This window comes from Caballeronia arvi (assembly GCF_001544695.2).
GTDB lineage: Bacteria > Pseudomonadota > Gammaproteobacteria > Burkholderiales > Burkholderiaceae > Caballeronia > Caballeronia arvi.
Genome location: NZ_FCOM02000027.1, coordinates 73,162 through 87,519, shown reverse-complemented (window position 1 = coordinate 87,519; position 14,358 = coordinate 73,162). Strand labels below are relative to the sequence as shown.

The 14,358-nt window shown below is 64.0% G+C and carries 16 protein-coding genes and 1 riboswitch; of the genes, 1 reads left to right on the top strand and 15 read right to left on the bottom strand.

The window, feature by feature from the left end; translation table 11 throughout:
* Positions 1-21: 21 nt before the first annotated feature.
* The 15 genes from hisG to AWB74_RS25665 form a co-directional block, all read right to left on the bottom strand.
* A complete protein-coding gene (hisG, locus tag AWB74_RS25735) occupies positions 22-723 on the bottom strand; it encodes an ATP phosphoribosyltransferase (protein WP_061149495.1) in 702 nt (233 codons plus the stop codon).
* A complete protein-coding gene (gene murA, locus AWB74_RS25730; protein ID WP_061149494.1) occupies positions 720-1,991 on the bottom strand; it encodes a UDP-N-acetylglucosamine 1-carboxyvinyltransferase in 1,272 nt (423 codons plus the stop codon). The genes hisG and murA overlap by 4 nt, the downstream gene beginning before the upstream one ends.
* A 151-nt stretch (positions 1,992-2,142) precedes the next feature.
* Entirely contained in the window at positions 2,143-2,382 is a 240-nt protein-coding gene (locus tag AWB74_RS25725) for a BolA family protein (protein ID WP_061149493.1), read from the bottom strand.
* Positions 2,383-2,402: 20 nt separating this feature from the next.
* A complete protein-coding gene (locus tag AWB74_RS25720; RefSeq protein WP_061149492.1) occupies positions 2,403-3,158 on the bottom strand; it encodes an ABC transporter permease in 756 nt (251 codons plus the stop codon).
* Entirely contained in the window at positions 3,155-4,081 is a 927-nt protein-coding gene (locus AWB74_RS25715; RefSeq protein WP_061126113.1) for an ABC transporter ATP-binding protein, read from the bottom strand. Before AWB74_RS25715 ends, AWB74_RS25720 begins: the two co-directional genes overlap by 4 nt.
* Before the next feature lie 217 nt (positions 4,082-4,298).
* The gene (locus AWB74_RS25710; protein ID WP_061149491.1) at positions 4,299-4,586 is read right to left on the bottom strand and encodes an STAS domain-containing protein; all 288 of its coding nucleotides are present in this window, start codon (positions 4,584-4,586) and stop codon (positions 4,299-4,301) included.
* Positions 4,583-5,212: an MlaC/ttg2D family ABC transporter substrate-binding protein gene (locus AWB74_RS25705; RefSeq protein ID WP_061149490.1), complete on the bottom strand. Its 630-nt coding sequence runs from the start codon at positions 5,210-5,212 to the stop codon at positions 4,583-4,585. The genes AWB74_RS25710 and AWB74_RS25705 overlap by 4 nt, the downstream gene beginning before the upstream one ends.
* Before the next feature lie 124 nt (positions 5,213-5,336).
* Positions 5,337-6,224 carry an MlaA family lipoprotein gene (locus AWB74_RS25700; RefSeq protein WP_061149489.1) on the bottom strand — a complete coding sequence of 296 codons (888 nt, stop codon included), beginning with the start codon at positions 6,222-6,224 and terminating at the stop codon, positions 5,337-5,339.
* An 11-nt stretch (positions 6,225-6,235) separates the two neighbouring features.
* Positions 6,236-6,820 (bottom strand): outer membrane lipid asymmetry maintenance protein MlaD, encoded by a 585-nt coding sequence (gene mlaD, locus AWB74_RS25695; protein ID WP_061149488.1) that lies wholly within the window; start codon positions 6,818-6,820, stop codon positions 6,236-6,238.
* Between the two features lie 93 nt (positions 6,821-6,913).
* Positions 6,914-7,681 (bottom strand): lipid asymmetry maintenance ABC transporter permease subunit MlaE, encoded by a 768-nt coding sequence (gene mlaE, locus AWB74_RS25690; protein ID WP_061126118.1) that lies wholly within the window; start codon positions 7,679-7,681, stop codon positions 6,914-6,916.
* The gene (locus tag AWB74_RS25685) at positions 7,678-8,493 is read right to left on the bottom strand and encodes an ABC transporter ATP-binding protein (protein WP_061149487.1); all 816 of its coding nucleotides are present in this window, start codon (positions 8,491-8,493) and stop codon (positions 7,678-7,680) included. Before AWB74_RS25685 ends, mlaE begins: the two co-directional genes overlap by 4 nt.
* Before the next feature lie 98 nt (positions 8,494-8,591).
* Positions 8,592-9,665 carry a thiamine phosphate synthase gene (gene thiE, locus AWB74_RS25680; RefSeq protein ID WP_087039193.1) on the bottom strand — a complete coding sequence of 358 codons (1,074 nt, stop codon included), beginning with the start codon at positions 9,663-9,665 and terminating at the stop codon, positions 8,592-8,594.
* Entirely contained in the window at positions 9,662-10,468 is an 807-nt protein-coding gene (locus tag AWB74_RS25675) for a thiazole synthase (protein WP_061149486.1), read from the bottom strand. Before AWB74_RS25675 ends, thiE begins: the two co-directional genes overlap by 4 nt.
* 23 nt (positions 10,469-10,491) lie before the next feature.
* Positions 10,492-10,689 carry a sulfur carrier protein ThiS gene (thiS, locus tag AWB74_RS25670; protein WP_061149485.1) on the bottom strand — a complete coding sequence of 66 codons (198 nt, stop codon included), beginning with the start codon at positions 10,687-10,689 and terminating at the stop codon, positions 10,492-10,494.
* Positions 10,690-10,705: 16 nt separating this feature from the next.
* The gene (locus AWB74_RS25665; protein ID WP_087039192.1) at positions 10,706-11,845 is read right to left on the bottom strand and encodes an FAD-dependent oxidoreductase; all 1,140 of its coding nucleotides are present in this window, start codon (positions 11,843-11,845) and stop codon (positions 10,706-10,708) included.
* Positions 11,846-12,023: 178 nt separating this feature from the next.
* Positions 12,024-12,148: riboswitch (TPP riboswitch) on the bottom strand.
* A gap of 228 nt (positions 12,149-12,376) precedes the next feature.
* Here AWB74_RS25665 and AWB74_RS25660 point away from each other — a divergent pair.
* A complete protein-coding gene (locus tag AWB74_RS25660) occupies positions 12,377-14,119 on the top strand; it encodes an ABC transporter ATP-binding protein/permease (protein WP_061149516.1) in 1,743 nt (580 codons plus the stop codon).
* Positions 14,120-14,358 lie beyond the last annotated feature (239 nt).

The following is a 14,358-nucleotide window of genomic DNA, read 5'->3' as shown; positions in this document are numbered from 1 at the left end:
GCGCCGCGGTGCGCGGCTCGCCTATTTGCCTGTGCCGCCCGCGCTGAGCGTGGCGCGCTCGAACGCGTCGAGATAGGGCTTGAGCGCCGCGCGCTTCAGCTTGAGCGCCGCCTGGTTCACGACGAGGCGCGATGAAATCTGCATGATCTCTTCCACCTCGACGAGGTTATTCGCCCGCAGCGTGCCGCCCGAACTCACCAGGTCGACGATCGCATCCGCGAGGCCGACGAGCGGCGCGAGCTCCATTGATCCGTACAGCTTGATCAGATCGACGTGCACGCCCTTCGACGCGAAATGCTGGCGAGCGGTCTCGGTGTACTTTGTCGCGACACGCAGGCGCGCGCCCTGACGCACCGCGCTCGCGTAGTCGAAACCGGCCTTCACGGCCACCGACATCCGGCAACGCGCGATGTCGAGATCGATCGGCTGATACAGACCGCCGCCGCCATGCTCGATCAGCACGTCTTTCCCCGCGACGCCGAAATCCGCCGCGCCGTATTCGACGTAAGTCGGCACATCGGTCGCGCGCACGATGATCACGCGCAGGTTCGGATTCGTGGTCGGCAGAATCAGCTTGCGCGAGCTTTCCGGATCTTCGGCCACCTGCACGCCGGCCGCCGCGAGCAGCGGCAGCGTTTCTTCGAAGATACGCCCTTTCGACAGCGCGAGCGTCAGCGGCGCGCGCGGCTCCACCGACGACGACGTCTGCGGCAGCGAACTCATTGTTCGCTCCCGCTGCCCTTGATGCGGCGTACGTTTGCGCCCACGGCCGTCAGCTTCGATTCCATGCGGTCATAGCCGCGATCCAGATGGTAGATGCGGTCGATGAGCGTTTCGCCGTCGGCGCACATCGCCGCGATCACGAGGCTTGCCGACGCACGCAAATCCGTCGCCATGACCTTCGCGCCGGAGAGCATTTCGACGCCCGACACGAGCGCCGTGTTGCCGTCGATCGTAATGCGCGCGCCGAGACGGTTCAGCTCCTGCACGTGCATGAAACGGTTCTCGAAGATCGTCTCCACCACTTGCGACGTGCCGTTCGCGATCGTGTTGAGCGCCATGAACTGCGCCTGCATGTCGGTCGGGAACGCCGGGTATTCGGATGTGCGGATGTTTACCGCTTCCGCGCGCTTGTCCATGCGCACGCGCATCCAGTCGTCGCCTTCTTCGATGCTCACGCCGGCTTCGCGCAGCTTGGCGGTGACGGCATCGAGCAGATGCGTGCTCACGCGACGCAGCGTGACATCGCCGCCCGCCGCCGCGACCGCGCACAGGAACGTGCCCGCTTCGATGCGATCCGGCACGACGTCATGCTTCGCGCCATGCAGCCTGTCGACGCCCTGAATGACGAGCCGGTCCGTGCCGATGCCGTCGATCTTTGCGCCCATCTTCACGAGCAGATGCGCGAGGTCGCTCACTTCCGGCTCGCGCGCCGCGTTCTCGATGACGGTCTCGCCTTCGGCCAGCACCGCCGCCATCAGCAGGTTTTCCGTGCCGGTGACGGTGATCATGTCCGTGATGATGCGCGCGCCCTTCAGGCGCTTCGCGCGCGCCTCGATGAAGCCGTGCTCGATGTTGATCTCGGCGCCCATCGCCTGCAGGCCCTTGATGTGCTGATCGACCGGGCGCGCGCCGATCGCGCAGCCGCCGGGCAGCGACACCCTCGCCTCGCCGAAGCGCGCGACGAGCGGCCCGAGCACGAGAATCGACGCGCGCATCGTCTTCACCATTTCGTACGGCGCGATCAGCTTGTCGACCTTCGACGCATTGAGGGTCACGCGGCCGTCGCCGGACACTTCGCACTGCACGCCCATCTGACGCAGCAGCTTGAGCATCGTGCGCACGTCCTGGAGATTCGGCACGTTCGACAAATGGACGTCGTCGGCGGTGAGAAGGCTTGCGCAAAGAATGGGCAAAGCCGCGTTCTTCGCGCCCGAGACGGTGATTTCGCCGGAAAGCTTCGCGCCTCCCGTGATGACCAGTTTATCCATGCTTGCTTGTCCTTCGACCGAGCTTCCTGCTGCGGAGCCATTTTCAGCGCCGCGGTTATCTTGAATGAATCGCACTCTTTACTGCCTTTGTCTGCCGGTGATGCCGGTGTTGCGGGGTTTAATGTGACCTGATTGGCTTCGCCGGGTGGACTCAGGCCGGTTTCCACTCGTCTGGGGTGAGGGTCTTCATGCTGAGCGCATGAATCTCCTCGCGCATGCGCTCGCCGAGCGCCGCGTAAACCAGTTGATGACGCGCGATCAACCGCTTGCCGACGAATGCGTCGCTCACGATGGTCGCGAAAAAATGCTGGCCGTCGCCTTCCACTTCGAGATGCTGACAGGCCAAACCTTTGGCGATGTAGTCCTTCACTTGCTCCGGAGTCGGCAACATAGTGGAAGTCTCCTTGAGAATTAGTGACGCAGCTTGTAGCCGCTCGCGAGCAAACGCACGGCGATCAACGCCAGCACCGCGAGAAACCCGCCGACGATGCCGAGGCTCACCAGCGGATTGACATCGGACAGGCCGAAAAAGCCGTAACGGAAGCCGTCGATCATGTAGAAAAACGGATTCAGATGCGACACCGCGCGCCACAGCGGCGGCAGCGTATGCGTCGAGTAGAACACGCCGGAAAGAAACGTGAGCGGCATGATCAGGAAGTTCTGGAATGCGGCCAGCTGATCGAACTTGTCGGCCCAGATGCCCGCGATCAAACCGAGCGTGCCGAGAATCCCCGATCCGAGAATCGCGAACGCAATAATGTAGAACGGCGCGGAAAAAGACATCGGGATGAACCATATCGTCACGATGAACACGCCGAACCCGACACTCAGGCCGCGCACGACCGACGCCAGCACGTACGCGAAAAACATCTCCCAGTGCGCGATGGGCGGCAGCAGCACGAACACGAGATTGCCCGTGATCTTCGACTGGATCAGCGACGACGAACTGTTCGCGAATGCGTTTTGCAGCACGCTCATCATCACGAGGCCCGGCACGAGAAAGCTCGTATAGCCGACACCCGGATACACCTGCACGTGACCCGACAGCGCGTGACCGAAGATGGTGAGATACAGCAGCGCCGTCACGACCGGCGCGAGCACGGTCTGAAACGAGACCTTCCAGAAGCGCAACAGCTCCTTGTAGAACAACGTCTGAAAACCGCTCATGAAAGTCCCTCGACCACTTCCGGCTCGTTCATCACCTGCACGAACACGTCTTCCAAGTCGGCCTTGCGCACTTCGATTTCATCGAACGTGCAGCCGGCCGCACGGCATTTCGCGAGAATCGGCTCGACGTCGTCGTAGCTCGCGAGCCGCAGCAGATGCTGCGTGCCCGACACCGCGTGCGGATCGACTTCGAGCGACCGCAGCTCGGCGGGCAACGCGCCGTTCGACAGACGCAGATACAACTGCATACCCGAGAATCGCTGCAGCAGCGCACTCGTGCGTTCGAGCGCGACGACCTCGCCGCGACGCAGCATCGCGAGGCGGTCGCACAGCGATTCGGCTTCTTCGAGATAGTGCGTCGTCAGGACGATCGTGTGGCCTTCGCGATTCAGGCGCGAGATGAACTTCCAGAGCGTCTGACGCAGTTCGACATCGACGCCGGCAGTGGGCTCGTCGAGCACGATCACCGGCGGCCGATGTACCAGCGCCTGCGCGACCAGCACGCGACGCTTCATCCCGCCCGAGAGTGCGCGCGTGTTGACGTCGGCTTTCTCGGTCAGATCGAGATTGGCCATGACTTCGTCGATCCAGTCGTCGTTGTTGCGCAAGCCGAAGTAGCCCGACTGAATACGCAGCGACTCGCGCACGGTGAAGAACGGATCGAAGACCAATTCCTGCGGCACGATGCCGAGCGCGCGGCGCGCCGCCCGGAAGTCGCTGACGACATCGTGGCCGCGCACGGAGATCGTGCCGCTATCGGCGCGTGCGAGGCCGGCCAGAATGCTGATCAACGTGGTTTTGCCTGCGCCGTTGGGGCCGAGCAAGCCAAAGAACTCGCCCTCTTCGACCGTGAGGCTCACGCCCTTGAGCGCCTGGAGATCCTTGTAGCGCTTCCTGACGTTTCGGATTTCTATGGCTGACATTGTGGACAGTGCGGGACAGTGCGCGCGCCTCACGCGGCCGCGCCTCGAATGTGCGGAAGTTCGCCTGCCGGACCCGGGCTCCGACAAAAAGGGGCCGGGTATGGGCCCGAAAAAACGTTTGATTATAGGGCAAAGCGGCTGAGGCCGACTTCGGAGCGATCCTGATTACGGCGGCGGAGCATGCCCCGCCGCCTTCTGCACTTGAGTCAGATCAGGATCAATGTCGGAACGTGAGGAGCGTATCGACGCCGTAGGCTCGCGCAAGACTGACGAGCCCGGAAGGAAGATTGATGACACCGAACGCGGCGCCGCGCGCGGACGCGGCGCGCTGCCATGCGAGCAGCACGGCGAGCGCGGAGGAATCGAATTGCGTGAGCGGCGCGCAATCGACTTCGGTCGCGCCTGCTGCGATGCGCGACAGACCCGCGTCGAGCGCGGCGTTCGCGCTCTCGTGGGTCAGGGTGGCGGCCGTCTGAAAACGGCCGCCCGCGGCTGGCGTGCTCACGATGCCTTGCCGCCCGCGAGTTGCTGGTTACGCTGCGTGAGGAATTGCAGCAGGCCGCTCACGCCGTTCTGCGAGATCTGCTCGTTGAACTGCTGCTGGTACGCCTGGATCAGCCACGCGCCGAGCACGTTGATGTCGTACACGCGCCAGCCTTGCGGCGTCTTGTACAGGCGGTAGTCGAGCTCGACCGGCTGACCGTTGTTCATCACGACCGAACGGACCACGACGTCGGTGTCGTCCGGATTCGCGCGGAACGGCTTGTACTGCACCGTCTGGTTACGCACCTGCGCGAGCGCGCCCGAGTACGTGCGGATCAGGAGCATCTTGAACTGCTCGACGATCTGCTTCTGCTGCTCCGGCGTGGCCGTGTTCCAGTTGCGACCCATCACGAGGCGCGTCGTGCGCGTGAAGTCGGTGTACGGCAGGATCTTTTCATTGACGAGCTTGCTGATCTCGTTGATGTCGCCCGACTGGATCTGCTTGTCGGACTTGATCTGATCGAGGACTTGCTGCGTGATCGACTTGATCAGCACGTCGGGCGAGTTCGCATCGACAGCCTGCGCCGACGCCGCGCCGCAGAACGCCATGAACATCGCGAAGATGGGAAGAAGCAAAAGTTTTTTCATCACGGACCCTGCAAAGTAAGAGGCTTCGGTTTGAGCGTTCCGCCCGAAGCGAGTTCAGGCGGCATGGCAGCCAAAGCGTAAGAAATGTCGTTAGATATGTTACCGCGCGTTAGAAAAAGCCCGCTCAACGCAAGCGGAATGAAGGGAAACCAGACGGCGGAACGTATTGGTTGCCTGGCACGGTGCTGCCCGAGCCGCTCGCCGGTCTGGGCGCCGCGGCGCCCGAAGCAGGCGCAGCCGGGGCCGCCGCCGACGCGCCTTCGGGCGCAGCCGCGCCGTCCGTGTCGCCGTAATTCGGCAGCGGCGCTTCGCCGTAGTCCGGCATGCTGTCGTCGCCGCCGCTGATCAGGTACTGACGGCGCTGCAGATACGCGTTGCGCACGAATGAATATTTGTCGAGCGCGGCGTCGGCGAGCACATCGGTTGCACCGAGGAGATTCGCGCGCACGTTGATGAGATTCACGCCATAGAGCGCCCAACTCACCGAATCAGGACTCACGTAAGTGAGCGGATTACCGAAATAATCGACGACGAGCCCCGAGGAATCGCGCACCGTGCTCGGTCCGAGCAGCGGCAGCACGAGGTACGGGCCGGACGGCACACCATAGTGGCCGAGCGTCAGGCCGAAATCGCCGGAATGCTTCGGCAGCTTCGCGATGGTCGCGACGTCGAACAGACCGCCGACGCCGAACACCGTGTTGATCGCGACGCGCATGACGTCCGACACACCGTCCGCGATCTTCAATTGCAGCAGATTGTTCGCGGCGATGTACACGTCGCCGATGTTCGAGAAGAAGTTGGTCACGCTGTTGCGCACCGGCTCCGGCACGGCCCACACGTAACCCTGCGCCACCGGCTTGAACGCGTATTGATCGACTTTGTCGTTGATCGTGAACATCGTCCGGTTGTAGCTCTCGAATGGGTCCCCCTTGGTCGGCGTCGTTACCGTCGCGCAACCGGTGAGCGCCACGACGCTTGCCACGATGATCGCGCGCCGTATCCCCATCGCCATATTCTTTCTCCTTATTGAGCCGCGCCAGAGGCAGCGGTTGCGCCAGCGGCGCCCGAGGCGCCCATCGCGCTCGCCGCGCCCGGGAAGGCAGGCGCGGGTGCGGCGGGCGCTGCCGGCGCCGCGGATGACTTCGACGCGCCGGAATCCGCCGCCTTGTTGTAGAGGAACTGGCCGATCAGGTTTTCGAGCACCACGGCGGATTGCGTCATCGAAATGGTGTCGCCGTTCTTGAGCATGTCGGTGTCGCCGCCCGGCTCGAGGCCGATGTACTGCTCACCGAGCAGACCCGAGGTCAGGATCTTCGCGGACGAATCCTTCGGAAACTGATACTGCTGGTCGATATCGATCGTCACGACAGCCTGATACGTGTTCGAATCGAAGCCGATGCCACCGACGCGCCCCACCGTCACGCCCGCGCTCTTGACCGGCGCGCGCGCTTTCAGCCCGCCGATATTGTCGAACTTGAGCTTGACCGCGTAGGTTTTCTGGAACGACAGCGAGCTCATGTTGCCCGCCTTCAGCGCAAGAAACAGCAGCGCCACGAAACCGAGCACCACGAAGAGGCCGACCCAAAAGTCGAGAGCAGTCTTTTTCATCGTCTTCCCAAAGAGAATCTTTCCGCAGATGGCGCGTGACGGTCTGTGCCGCTCACCACGCCGCGCCGTTGACTGGCGCCTGCGCTTGGTTCATTAGCTGAACATCAGTGCGGTCAGCAGAAAATCGAGCCCGAGCACGGCGAGCGACGCATAGACGACGGTTTTCGTCGTCGCGCGCGACACGCCTTCCGGCGTGGGCCTCGCCTCGTAGCCCTGGAACAGCGCGATGAACGTCACCGCGAAGCCGAACACGATGCTCTTGATGACGCCGTTGCCGACATCGCGCCACACGTCCACGCCGCCCTGCATCTGCGACCAGAACGCGCCCGGATCGACGCCGATCAGCATCACGCCGACGACATAGCCGCCGACGATGCCCACCGCGCTGAAAATGGCCGCCAGCACCGGCATGGCGACGATACCCGCCCACATGCGCGGCGCGACGACGACCTTCAGCGGGTCGACCGCCATCATTTCCATCGCCGTGAGCTGCTCGCCCGCCTTCATCAGGCCGATCTCCGCAGTCAGCGACGTGCCCGCGCGACCCGCGAAGAGCAGCGCCGTCACAACGGGGCCGAGCTCGCGCACGAGCGACAGCGCGACGAGCAGCCCGAGCGCCTGTTCCGAGCCGTAGCGGCTCAGCGTGTAATAGCCCTGCAGGCCGAGCACGAAACCGACGAACAAGCCCGACACCGCGATGATGACGAGCGAATAGTTGCCGACGAAATGAATCTGTTTCGTGACGAGGCGCGGACGGCGCAACAGCGAGAAAAATTCGAATACGAGGCGCAGGAACATGCGCGTCGCGTAGCCGGCGGTGCCGAAACCGTCGAGCACCCAGCGTCCGAGCGCGCTGATCATGCCTGCCCTCCGATGCCGAAATCCGCAGCGAGCGGCGTGCTCGCGTAGTGGAATTTGAAGGGGCCATCCGGCGTGCCGTCGATGAACTGACGCACGGTCGGGTCTTCCGATGCCCGCAGTTGCGCCGGCGTGCCTTCGGCGTGAATGCCGCCGTTGGCGATGAAATACACGTAGTCGGCGATCGCGAACGATTCGGGCACGTCGTGCGTGACGAGAATGGAGGTTGCGCCGAGCGCGTCGTTGATCGTGCGGATGAGTTGCGCGGTGATGCCGAGCGAAATCGGATCGAGACCGGCGAACGGCTCGTCGTACATCATCAGTTCGGGATCGAGCGCGATGGCGCGGGCGAGCGCGACGCGGCGCGCCATGCCGCCGGAAATTTCCGACGGCGCAAGATCACGCGCGCCGCGCAATCCGACCGCGTTGAGCTTCATCAGCACGAGGTCGCGGATCAGCGCTTCCGGTAAATCCGTATGTTCGCGCAGCGGGAACGCCACGTTTTCGAACACGGTCTGGTCCGTGAACAGTGCGCCGAATTGAAACAGCATGCCCATCTTGCGGCGCAGCGTGTACAGACCTTCGCGCGTCTGCTTGCCGACGTCCTGTCCGCCGAACAGCACCTGGCCGCGACTCGCTTTCACGAGGCCGCCGACGAGGCGCAAGGTCGTGGTCTTGCCGCAGCCGGAGCCGCCCATGACCGCGACGACCTGCCCACGCGTGAAACGCATGTTCAGGTTCGACAGAACGAGCCGGTCGCCGTAGCCAAAATCGACGTCGCGTAGCTCCAGCAGAGTCTCGGAGGAAGCAGGCACTGGGTAAGAGAATTCCGTTGACGCAAGAGGCGGAATTATAGGGCCTGCGCGCAATCGGTGCTTTGCCTAGTCCGGGGCTTCCTTACATTTCAGAAATTTTACCGTTGACTCGTATACATATTTTGCAGCGACGAAACCGCCAATGCCGTGTCCGGCGCCTCGGTCACGGCGCGCACGACCGCGGCACTCCCGACACCTGTCGCGAGCACGTCAGGCATGACCTTCGCGTCGATACCCCCGATCGCGACGAGCGGCACACGGCCCGACAGCAATTGCACGTAACGGGCGAGCCTGGCGAGGCCCTGCGGCTTGGTCGGCATGACTTTCGTCGTCGTCGGGAAGACGGCGCCGAGCGCGAGGTAGCTCGGCCTGAAATGCAGCGCGCGCAGCATTTCGTAATAGCCGTGGGTCGACAGACCGAGCCGCAGACCAGCCTTCGCGATCGCGCCCAGATCCGCCGTCTGCACGTCTTCCTGGCCGAGATGCACGCCGTATGCGCCCGCCGCGATCGCCTCGCGCCAATGATCGTTGATGAACAGCTGCGCGTCGTGCCGCCGTCCCGCTTCGACCGAGCGTGCGATTTCGCGCTGAAGGTCGGCGGCATCGGCCGACTTGCGGCGCAATTGCGTGGTGCGTACGCCGAGATCGAGCACGCGTTCGACCCATTCGGCGCTCGGCAGCACCGGATAGAGACCCAGACGGTCGGGGCACGCCGGAAAACCGCCTTCGGGCGCCGCGGGCAAATCGGCCACGCGCGGGAACGTCGCGAAATCGACGGGCCACGCGTCAGCCTTGTTTTCATCGCCGGCGCGCCAGGCGAGCGCGAGCGTCAGCGCGTCGTGCGGCTCGAAATTGCAGTCGAGGAACGCGGCGAGCGCAGCCAGCCAATCATCCGACCATTCGCCTTCCAGCGCGAAATGCTCGTCGCCGCGACGCAGCGTAACGCGTCCGCCGTGCGCTTCGAGCACCGCCGCGTTTCCGCTTTCGATCGAATCGTCATGTTCAGTAAGGACAATCAGGTCACTCGCCGACGGCGATTCCGGCACGGTCAGGCAAACGCGCCAGCGCGTCTCGGCTGCGGGCCATTCGCCCAGACGCGCGCGAATCCGTTCGGCGACTTCCGTCAATTCGTCGGCAGGGGGCCAGAAAACCTCGCGATTCAGCAAACTCATGCCGCGCCTCCATCCTGATGCCAGAACGGCATGCCGACGACCGGCGTGCTCGCCTGCGCGCTGTCGCGCTCGGCCATCGGTCCGGCGAGGAACGCCATGCGCCCCGCTTCGACGCCGAGCGCAAACGCGCGCGCCATCTGCGGGGGAAACGTCGCCTGCGACACGGCCGTATTGAGCAGCACGCCGTCGAAGCCCCATTCCATCACCTGACACGCGTGCGACGGCACGCCGAGACCCGCATCGACAATCAGCGGCACGTCCGGCAACCGCTCGCGCAGCGTGCGCAGCCCGTACGGGTTCGTCACGCCCTTGCCGGTGCCGATCGGCGCGCCCCACGGCATCAGCGCCTCGCAGCCGGCATCGAGCAGGCGCCGCCCGATCACCAGATCTTCCGTGCAGTACGGCAGCACCTTGAAGCCGTCGCGGATCAGCTTCGACGCCGCTTCGACGAGCCCGATCGGGTCGGGTTGCAGCGTGTAGTCGTCGCCGATCAGTTCGAGCTTGATCCACGGCGTCTCGAACACTTCGCGCGCCATGTGCGCGGTCGTGAGCACCTCGTCGACGCTCTGGCAGCCCGCCGTATTCGGCAAGAGCGCGACGCCGTGGCGCTTCAGCACATCGAAGAAGCCGGCTTCGCCCGTCTCCGACTGGCGGCGCAGCGCGACCGTGACCATGCCCGGCCGAGCGGCGTCGATGGAGTCGGAGAGCGATTGCAGCGACGGATAACGCGACGTGCCGAGCAGCACACGGCGCGGAAACGCTTCGCCGTAAAGCGTGAGAAGGTCGGCGGTAGGAATGGTCATGGTTCGATCCTTCGGTTCGTGATTCAGCCGCCCGCGACGGGCGACACGACATCGAGCCTGTCGCCGGAAGCGAGCGTTTTCGTAGCGTGCTCGCCGCGCGCGACGAACTGGCCGTTCAGCGCGACGGCGAACGGCGGCTTCGCGCCGAACGCGGTGAGCGCCTCGTTGACGGTGGCGGCGTCGGGCAAATCGAAGACGCGTTGATTGATGTGGATGTTCATGATTCTTTCCTGATGACTAGAGCGCGGCGACGGCGGTTTCGTCGTGCAGCAGTTCGGGCCAGCGCGCCGTTTCGCGAAATTGCGCAAAGGCATCGTGACTTGCGATATCGCCCGAACTGAGCGCGTTGGCCAACTGGCATGCGCTGTCCGCGACTTCGGGCGCGATCATGAAGCCGTGCCGGTACAGGCCGTTCACGCGCAAGGTCCGCGCCCCGTCCCAGACGATGGCCGGGCGATGATCCGGGAGCGTCGGCCGGCAATGCGCGTTCAGTTCGAGGATGCGCGCCTCGCCGAAGCCCGGATGCACGGCAAACGCGGCGCTCAGCAGTTCGAGCGCCGAGCGCACGCTGACAGGCGACATGTCCTCGCCTTCGACTTCCGTCGCGCCGATCACGTACAGATCGTTCTCCTTCGGCGCGATATAGAGCGGATAGCGCGGATGCAGCAGACGCACCGGTCGCGATAGCCCGATGCCCGGCGCGTGCACGCGCGCGACTTCGCCACGGATGCCGCGCAGCGCGGGCCACGCTGGTTTGCCGCCGAGACCGCGGCAATCGATGATCCAGCGGGCGTCCGGCATCGCATCGACAGGCGTGTTCCAGTGCGTGCGCACGCCGCGCGCGGCGAGCCCGGCCGCGAGCGCGGCGAGTGCCTGACGATTGTCGAGCTGTCCCTCGTTCGGCAGCAGCCAGCCTTGCGGGAAGCGCGTGCCGAGCGCGGGCTCGGCTTGCGCGACCTGCGCGCCCGCGAGCTTGACGAACCCGCCGTCGAGCAGACCGGGCGGCGAATTGGCGCGCAATCGGCGCTCGAAGAGCGGCGCCTCGGCGCGGTCGGCGCCGTGCCAGACGACGAGCGTGCCGTTGCGCTGAAAGAACACCGGCTCGGGCAATTGCGCGATGAGTCGCGGCCAGCGTTCCAGCGACGCTGCTCCCAGCCCGACGACGAGCGGCTCCGCGCTCGCCGCCTCCGCGAGCGGCGCGAGCATCGCGGCGGCGACCCACGCAGCCGACTGCGTGCCGGCTGCATCGCCGCGTTCGTAGAGCGCGACGTCATGACCCGCGCCCGCGAGTTGCCAGGCGACGAGCCGCCCGACGAGCCCGCCGCCGACGACGGCAAAATCCGGCCGGCGCACGACGCCTTGTTCAATCCTGTTCAATTCGATGTCTCCATAAAGCGCCGATGCTGCACGAGGAGACGAAGTACGCGATCTCGACCATGCTGGCGCGGCGCCACATCACAAGGACGAAATCAGCGGAGAGACCGGCTCGGCATGATGGAACGCGCCGGGCGGAAAAGGTAGGACTGGAAGAGACTGGGGACATGGCGCGAGCTGCGCGCGGTCTCCGGAAACTTCCCTCGCCGGTATTACCCGGATCGGGTGCAAAGGGTCTCTCTCAGCCTCGCCGCGCTGACTGCCATTCCGGCCGTCGATGCGCGCGAAGCACCCCTGTTTCGTCGAGGATCATTAAAGCATGAAAGCCGAATCCGCTGCAAACGGGGATTGCCCGGCTTTTATCGTGCACTTCGGCACTCTGGCACAATGCCGCGAACATGGTTCGCCGAATCACCGCGCGAAATTAAGTGAGCGTTAAGAGAACCCCGGAACAATTTGCCGGGCCGGAAATCGCTGCGCCAGCCCGGTCGCGAACGCAATTCGGGCGCCTCGAAGCGCATCAGCAGGAAGCTCATGACCAACACTCGTACCGAAAACACGCAGCAAAAAGCCGACCAAGTGTCGGCATGGAGTCTAATCAGGCCCTATTGGGTGTCGGAGGAGCGCGGCGTCGCGTGGGGGCTGCTCGTCGCGATCATCGCGATCAACATGACGGTCGTCTGGATCAACGTGCGGCTCAACAGCTGGAACGCCGACTTCTACAACGCGCTGCAGAACAAGAACGTCAAGGACTTTCCGCATCTGCTGCTGATCTTCACGGGCCTCGCGTTCGCGTACATCCTGCTTGCGGTGTACGGGCGGTATCTGCGGCAGATGCTCGCGTTCCGCTGGCGGCAATGGCTCACCAACAGGTTTCTGGAGCAATGGCTCGGCGACAAGGCGTTCTACCGGATCGAGCGTGATCGCCTCGCCGACAACCCCGACCAGCGTATCTCCGACGACCTGCAGTCCTTCGCCACGACGACCCTCTCGCTGTCCCTCGACCTGCTTTCGACGCTCGTCACGCTGGTCACCTTCATCACGATTCTGTGGACCATCGCGGGCGCGCTGACGTTTTCGCTCGGCGGCACGCCGATCACGATTCCCGGCTACATGGTGTGGGCCGCCGCGCTCTACGCGATTCTCGGCTCGCTCATCATCCAGAAGGTCGGGCATCCGCTCGTGTCGATCAATTATCAGCAGCAGAAGGTGGAGGCGGATTTCCGCTTCGGCCTGATCCGCGTGCGCGAGAACGCCGAGCAGATCGCGTTCTACGACGGCATCTCGACCGAGACGGCCAACGCGAAGACGATCTTCCACCGCATCCGCGACAACTGGTGGCTCATCATGAAGTACACGAAGCGCATGACCTTCGTGCTGAGCTTCTACGGACAGATCGCGATCATCTTTCCGATCATGGTCGCCGCGCCGCGCTACTTCGCCGGCGCGTTTACGTTCGGCGTGCTGATGCAGATTTCATCGGCGTTCGGCACTGTCAGCGATTCGTTCTCGTGGTTCATCAACTCGTATTCGACGCTGGTCGAATGGCGCGCCACCGTGAATCGTCTGCGCGAATTCAAGCGCGTGATGCGCTCGACTCATATTCGCGAGGAAACGTCGCCGGCGACGGAACACGGCGGCATCAATCTGCACTACACGAGCACGCCTTCGCTCACGACGAACGGACTTCTGCTTGCATTGCCCAACGGCACGCCGCTGTCGCGCGTGGCGAACGTATCGATCGAGCCGGGATCGCGCTGGCTGGTCGTCGGGCCTTCGGGATCGGGCAAGAGCACGTTGATGCGCGCGCTCGCGGGCCTGTGGCCATTCGGCGACGGCACGATCGACGCACCCGTCGACGCGAAGATGATGTTCATCCCGCAGATGAGCTATTTGCCGATCGGCACGCTGCGCGCGGCACTTTCGTATCCGTCGCCCGGCGGAACGTTCAGCGACGAAGAATCGCGCGAAGTGCTGCGTCTGTGCAATCTCGAAGCGTATGCGGATCGGCTGGAAGAGAGCGCGCATTGGGCGCGGAGTCTGTCGCCGGGCGAGCAGCAGAGGCTCGCTGCTGCGCGCGTGCTGCTGCACAAGCCGGATTTCGTGTTCCTCGATGAAGCCACCAGCGCGCTCGATGCCGAGAACGAGCTGCATATCTACAACACGCTCGTGGAGCAGTTGCCGAAAGCGGCGATTCTGAGCGTGGCGCATCGCGAATCGGTGGCGATGTTCCATGATTACAAGATCGAGATCGAGAGGGCGATGGCGGAGGCTTGAGGCTGCCTTCCATCGTGTGCTGAAAACCGCACCCGCGAGCCATCGCCGGTGCGGTTTTTCTTATTTGTAAGCGTGGTTGATTCGATCGATTTCTTGCGTTCTAGACTGTCGCGTCTTACCGGCAAGAAGGCAGCAGATGGATCTAAAGCTACTGACAGACGGCGATCTCGAATCCATGCGTCGCGTCCCGAAGGTCATCGTCAATCCGCGCGCGCGGTGGGTGGCGAAAGGCGGACATC

Coding starts and splice junctions, on each gene's coding strand:
- hisG (WP_061149495.1), bottom strand. CDS start 723: ATGAGTTCGCTGCCGCAGACGTCGTCGTCGGTGGAGCCGCGCGCGCCG.
- mlaD (WP_061149488.1), bottom strand. CDS start 6,820: ATGAAAAAGACTGCTCTCGACTTTTGGGTCGGCCTCTTCGTGGTGCTC.
- AWB74_RS25705 (WP_061149490.1), bottom strand. CDS start 5,212: ATGAAAAAACTTTTGCTTCTTCCCATCTTCGCGATGTTCATGGCGTTC.
- thiS (WP_061149485.1), bottom strand. CDS start 10,689: ATGAACATCCACATCAATCAACGCGTCTTCGATTTGCCCGACGCCGCC.
- AWB74_RS25675 (WP_061149486.1), bottom strand. CDS start 10,468: ATGACCATTCCTACCGCCGACCTTCTCACGCTTTACGGCGAAGCGTTT.
- AWB74_RS25715 (WP_061126113.1), bottom strand. CDS start 4,081: ATGTCAGCCATAGAAATCCGAAACGTCAGGAAGCGCTACAAGGATCTC.
- AWB74_RS25700 (WP_061149489.1), bottom strand. CDS start 6,224: ATGGCGATGGGGATACGGCGCGCGATCATCGTGGCAAGCGTCGTGGCG.
- mlaE (WP_061126118.1), bottom strand. CDS start 7,681: ATGATCAGCGCGCTCGGACGCTGGGTGCTCGACGGTTTCGGCACCGCC.
- AWB74_RS25720 (WP_061149492.1), bottom strand. CDS start 3,158: ATGAGCGGTTTTCAGACGTTGTTCTACAAGGAGCTGTTGCGCTTCTGG.
- AWB74_RS25725 (WP_061149493.1), bottom strand. CDS start 2,382: ATGTTGCCGACTCCGGAGCAAGTGAAGGACTACATCGCCAAAGGTTTG.
- AWB74_RS25660 (WP_061149516.1), top strand. CDS start 12,377: ATGACCAACACTCGTACCGAAAACACGCAGCAAAAAGCCGACCAAGTG.
- murA (WP_061149494.1), bottom strand. CDS start 1,991: ATGGATAAACTGGTCATCACGGGAGGCGCGAAGCTTTCCGGCGAAATC.
- thiE (WP_087039193.1), bottom strand. CDS start 9,665: ATGAGTTTGCTGAATCGCGAGGTTTTCTGGCCCCCTGCCGACGAATTG.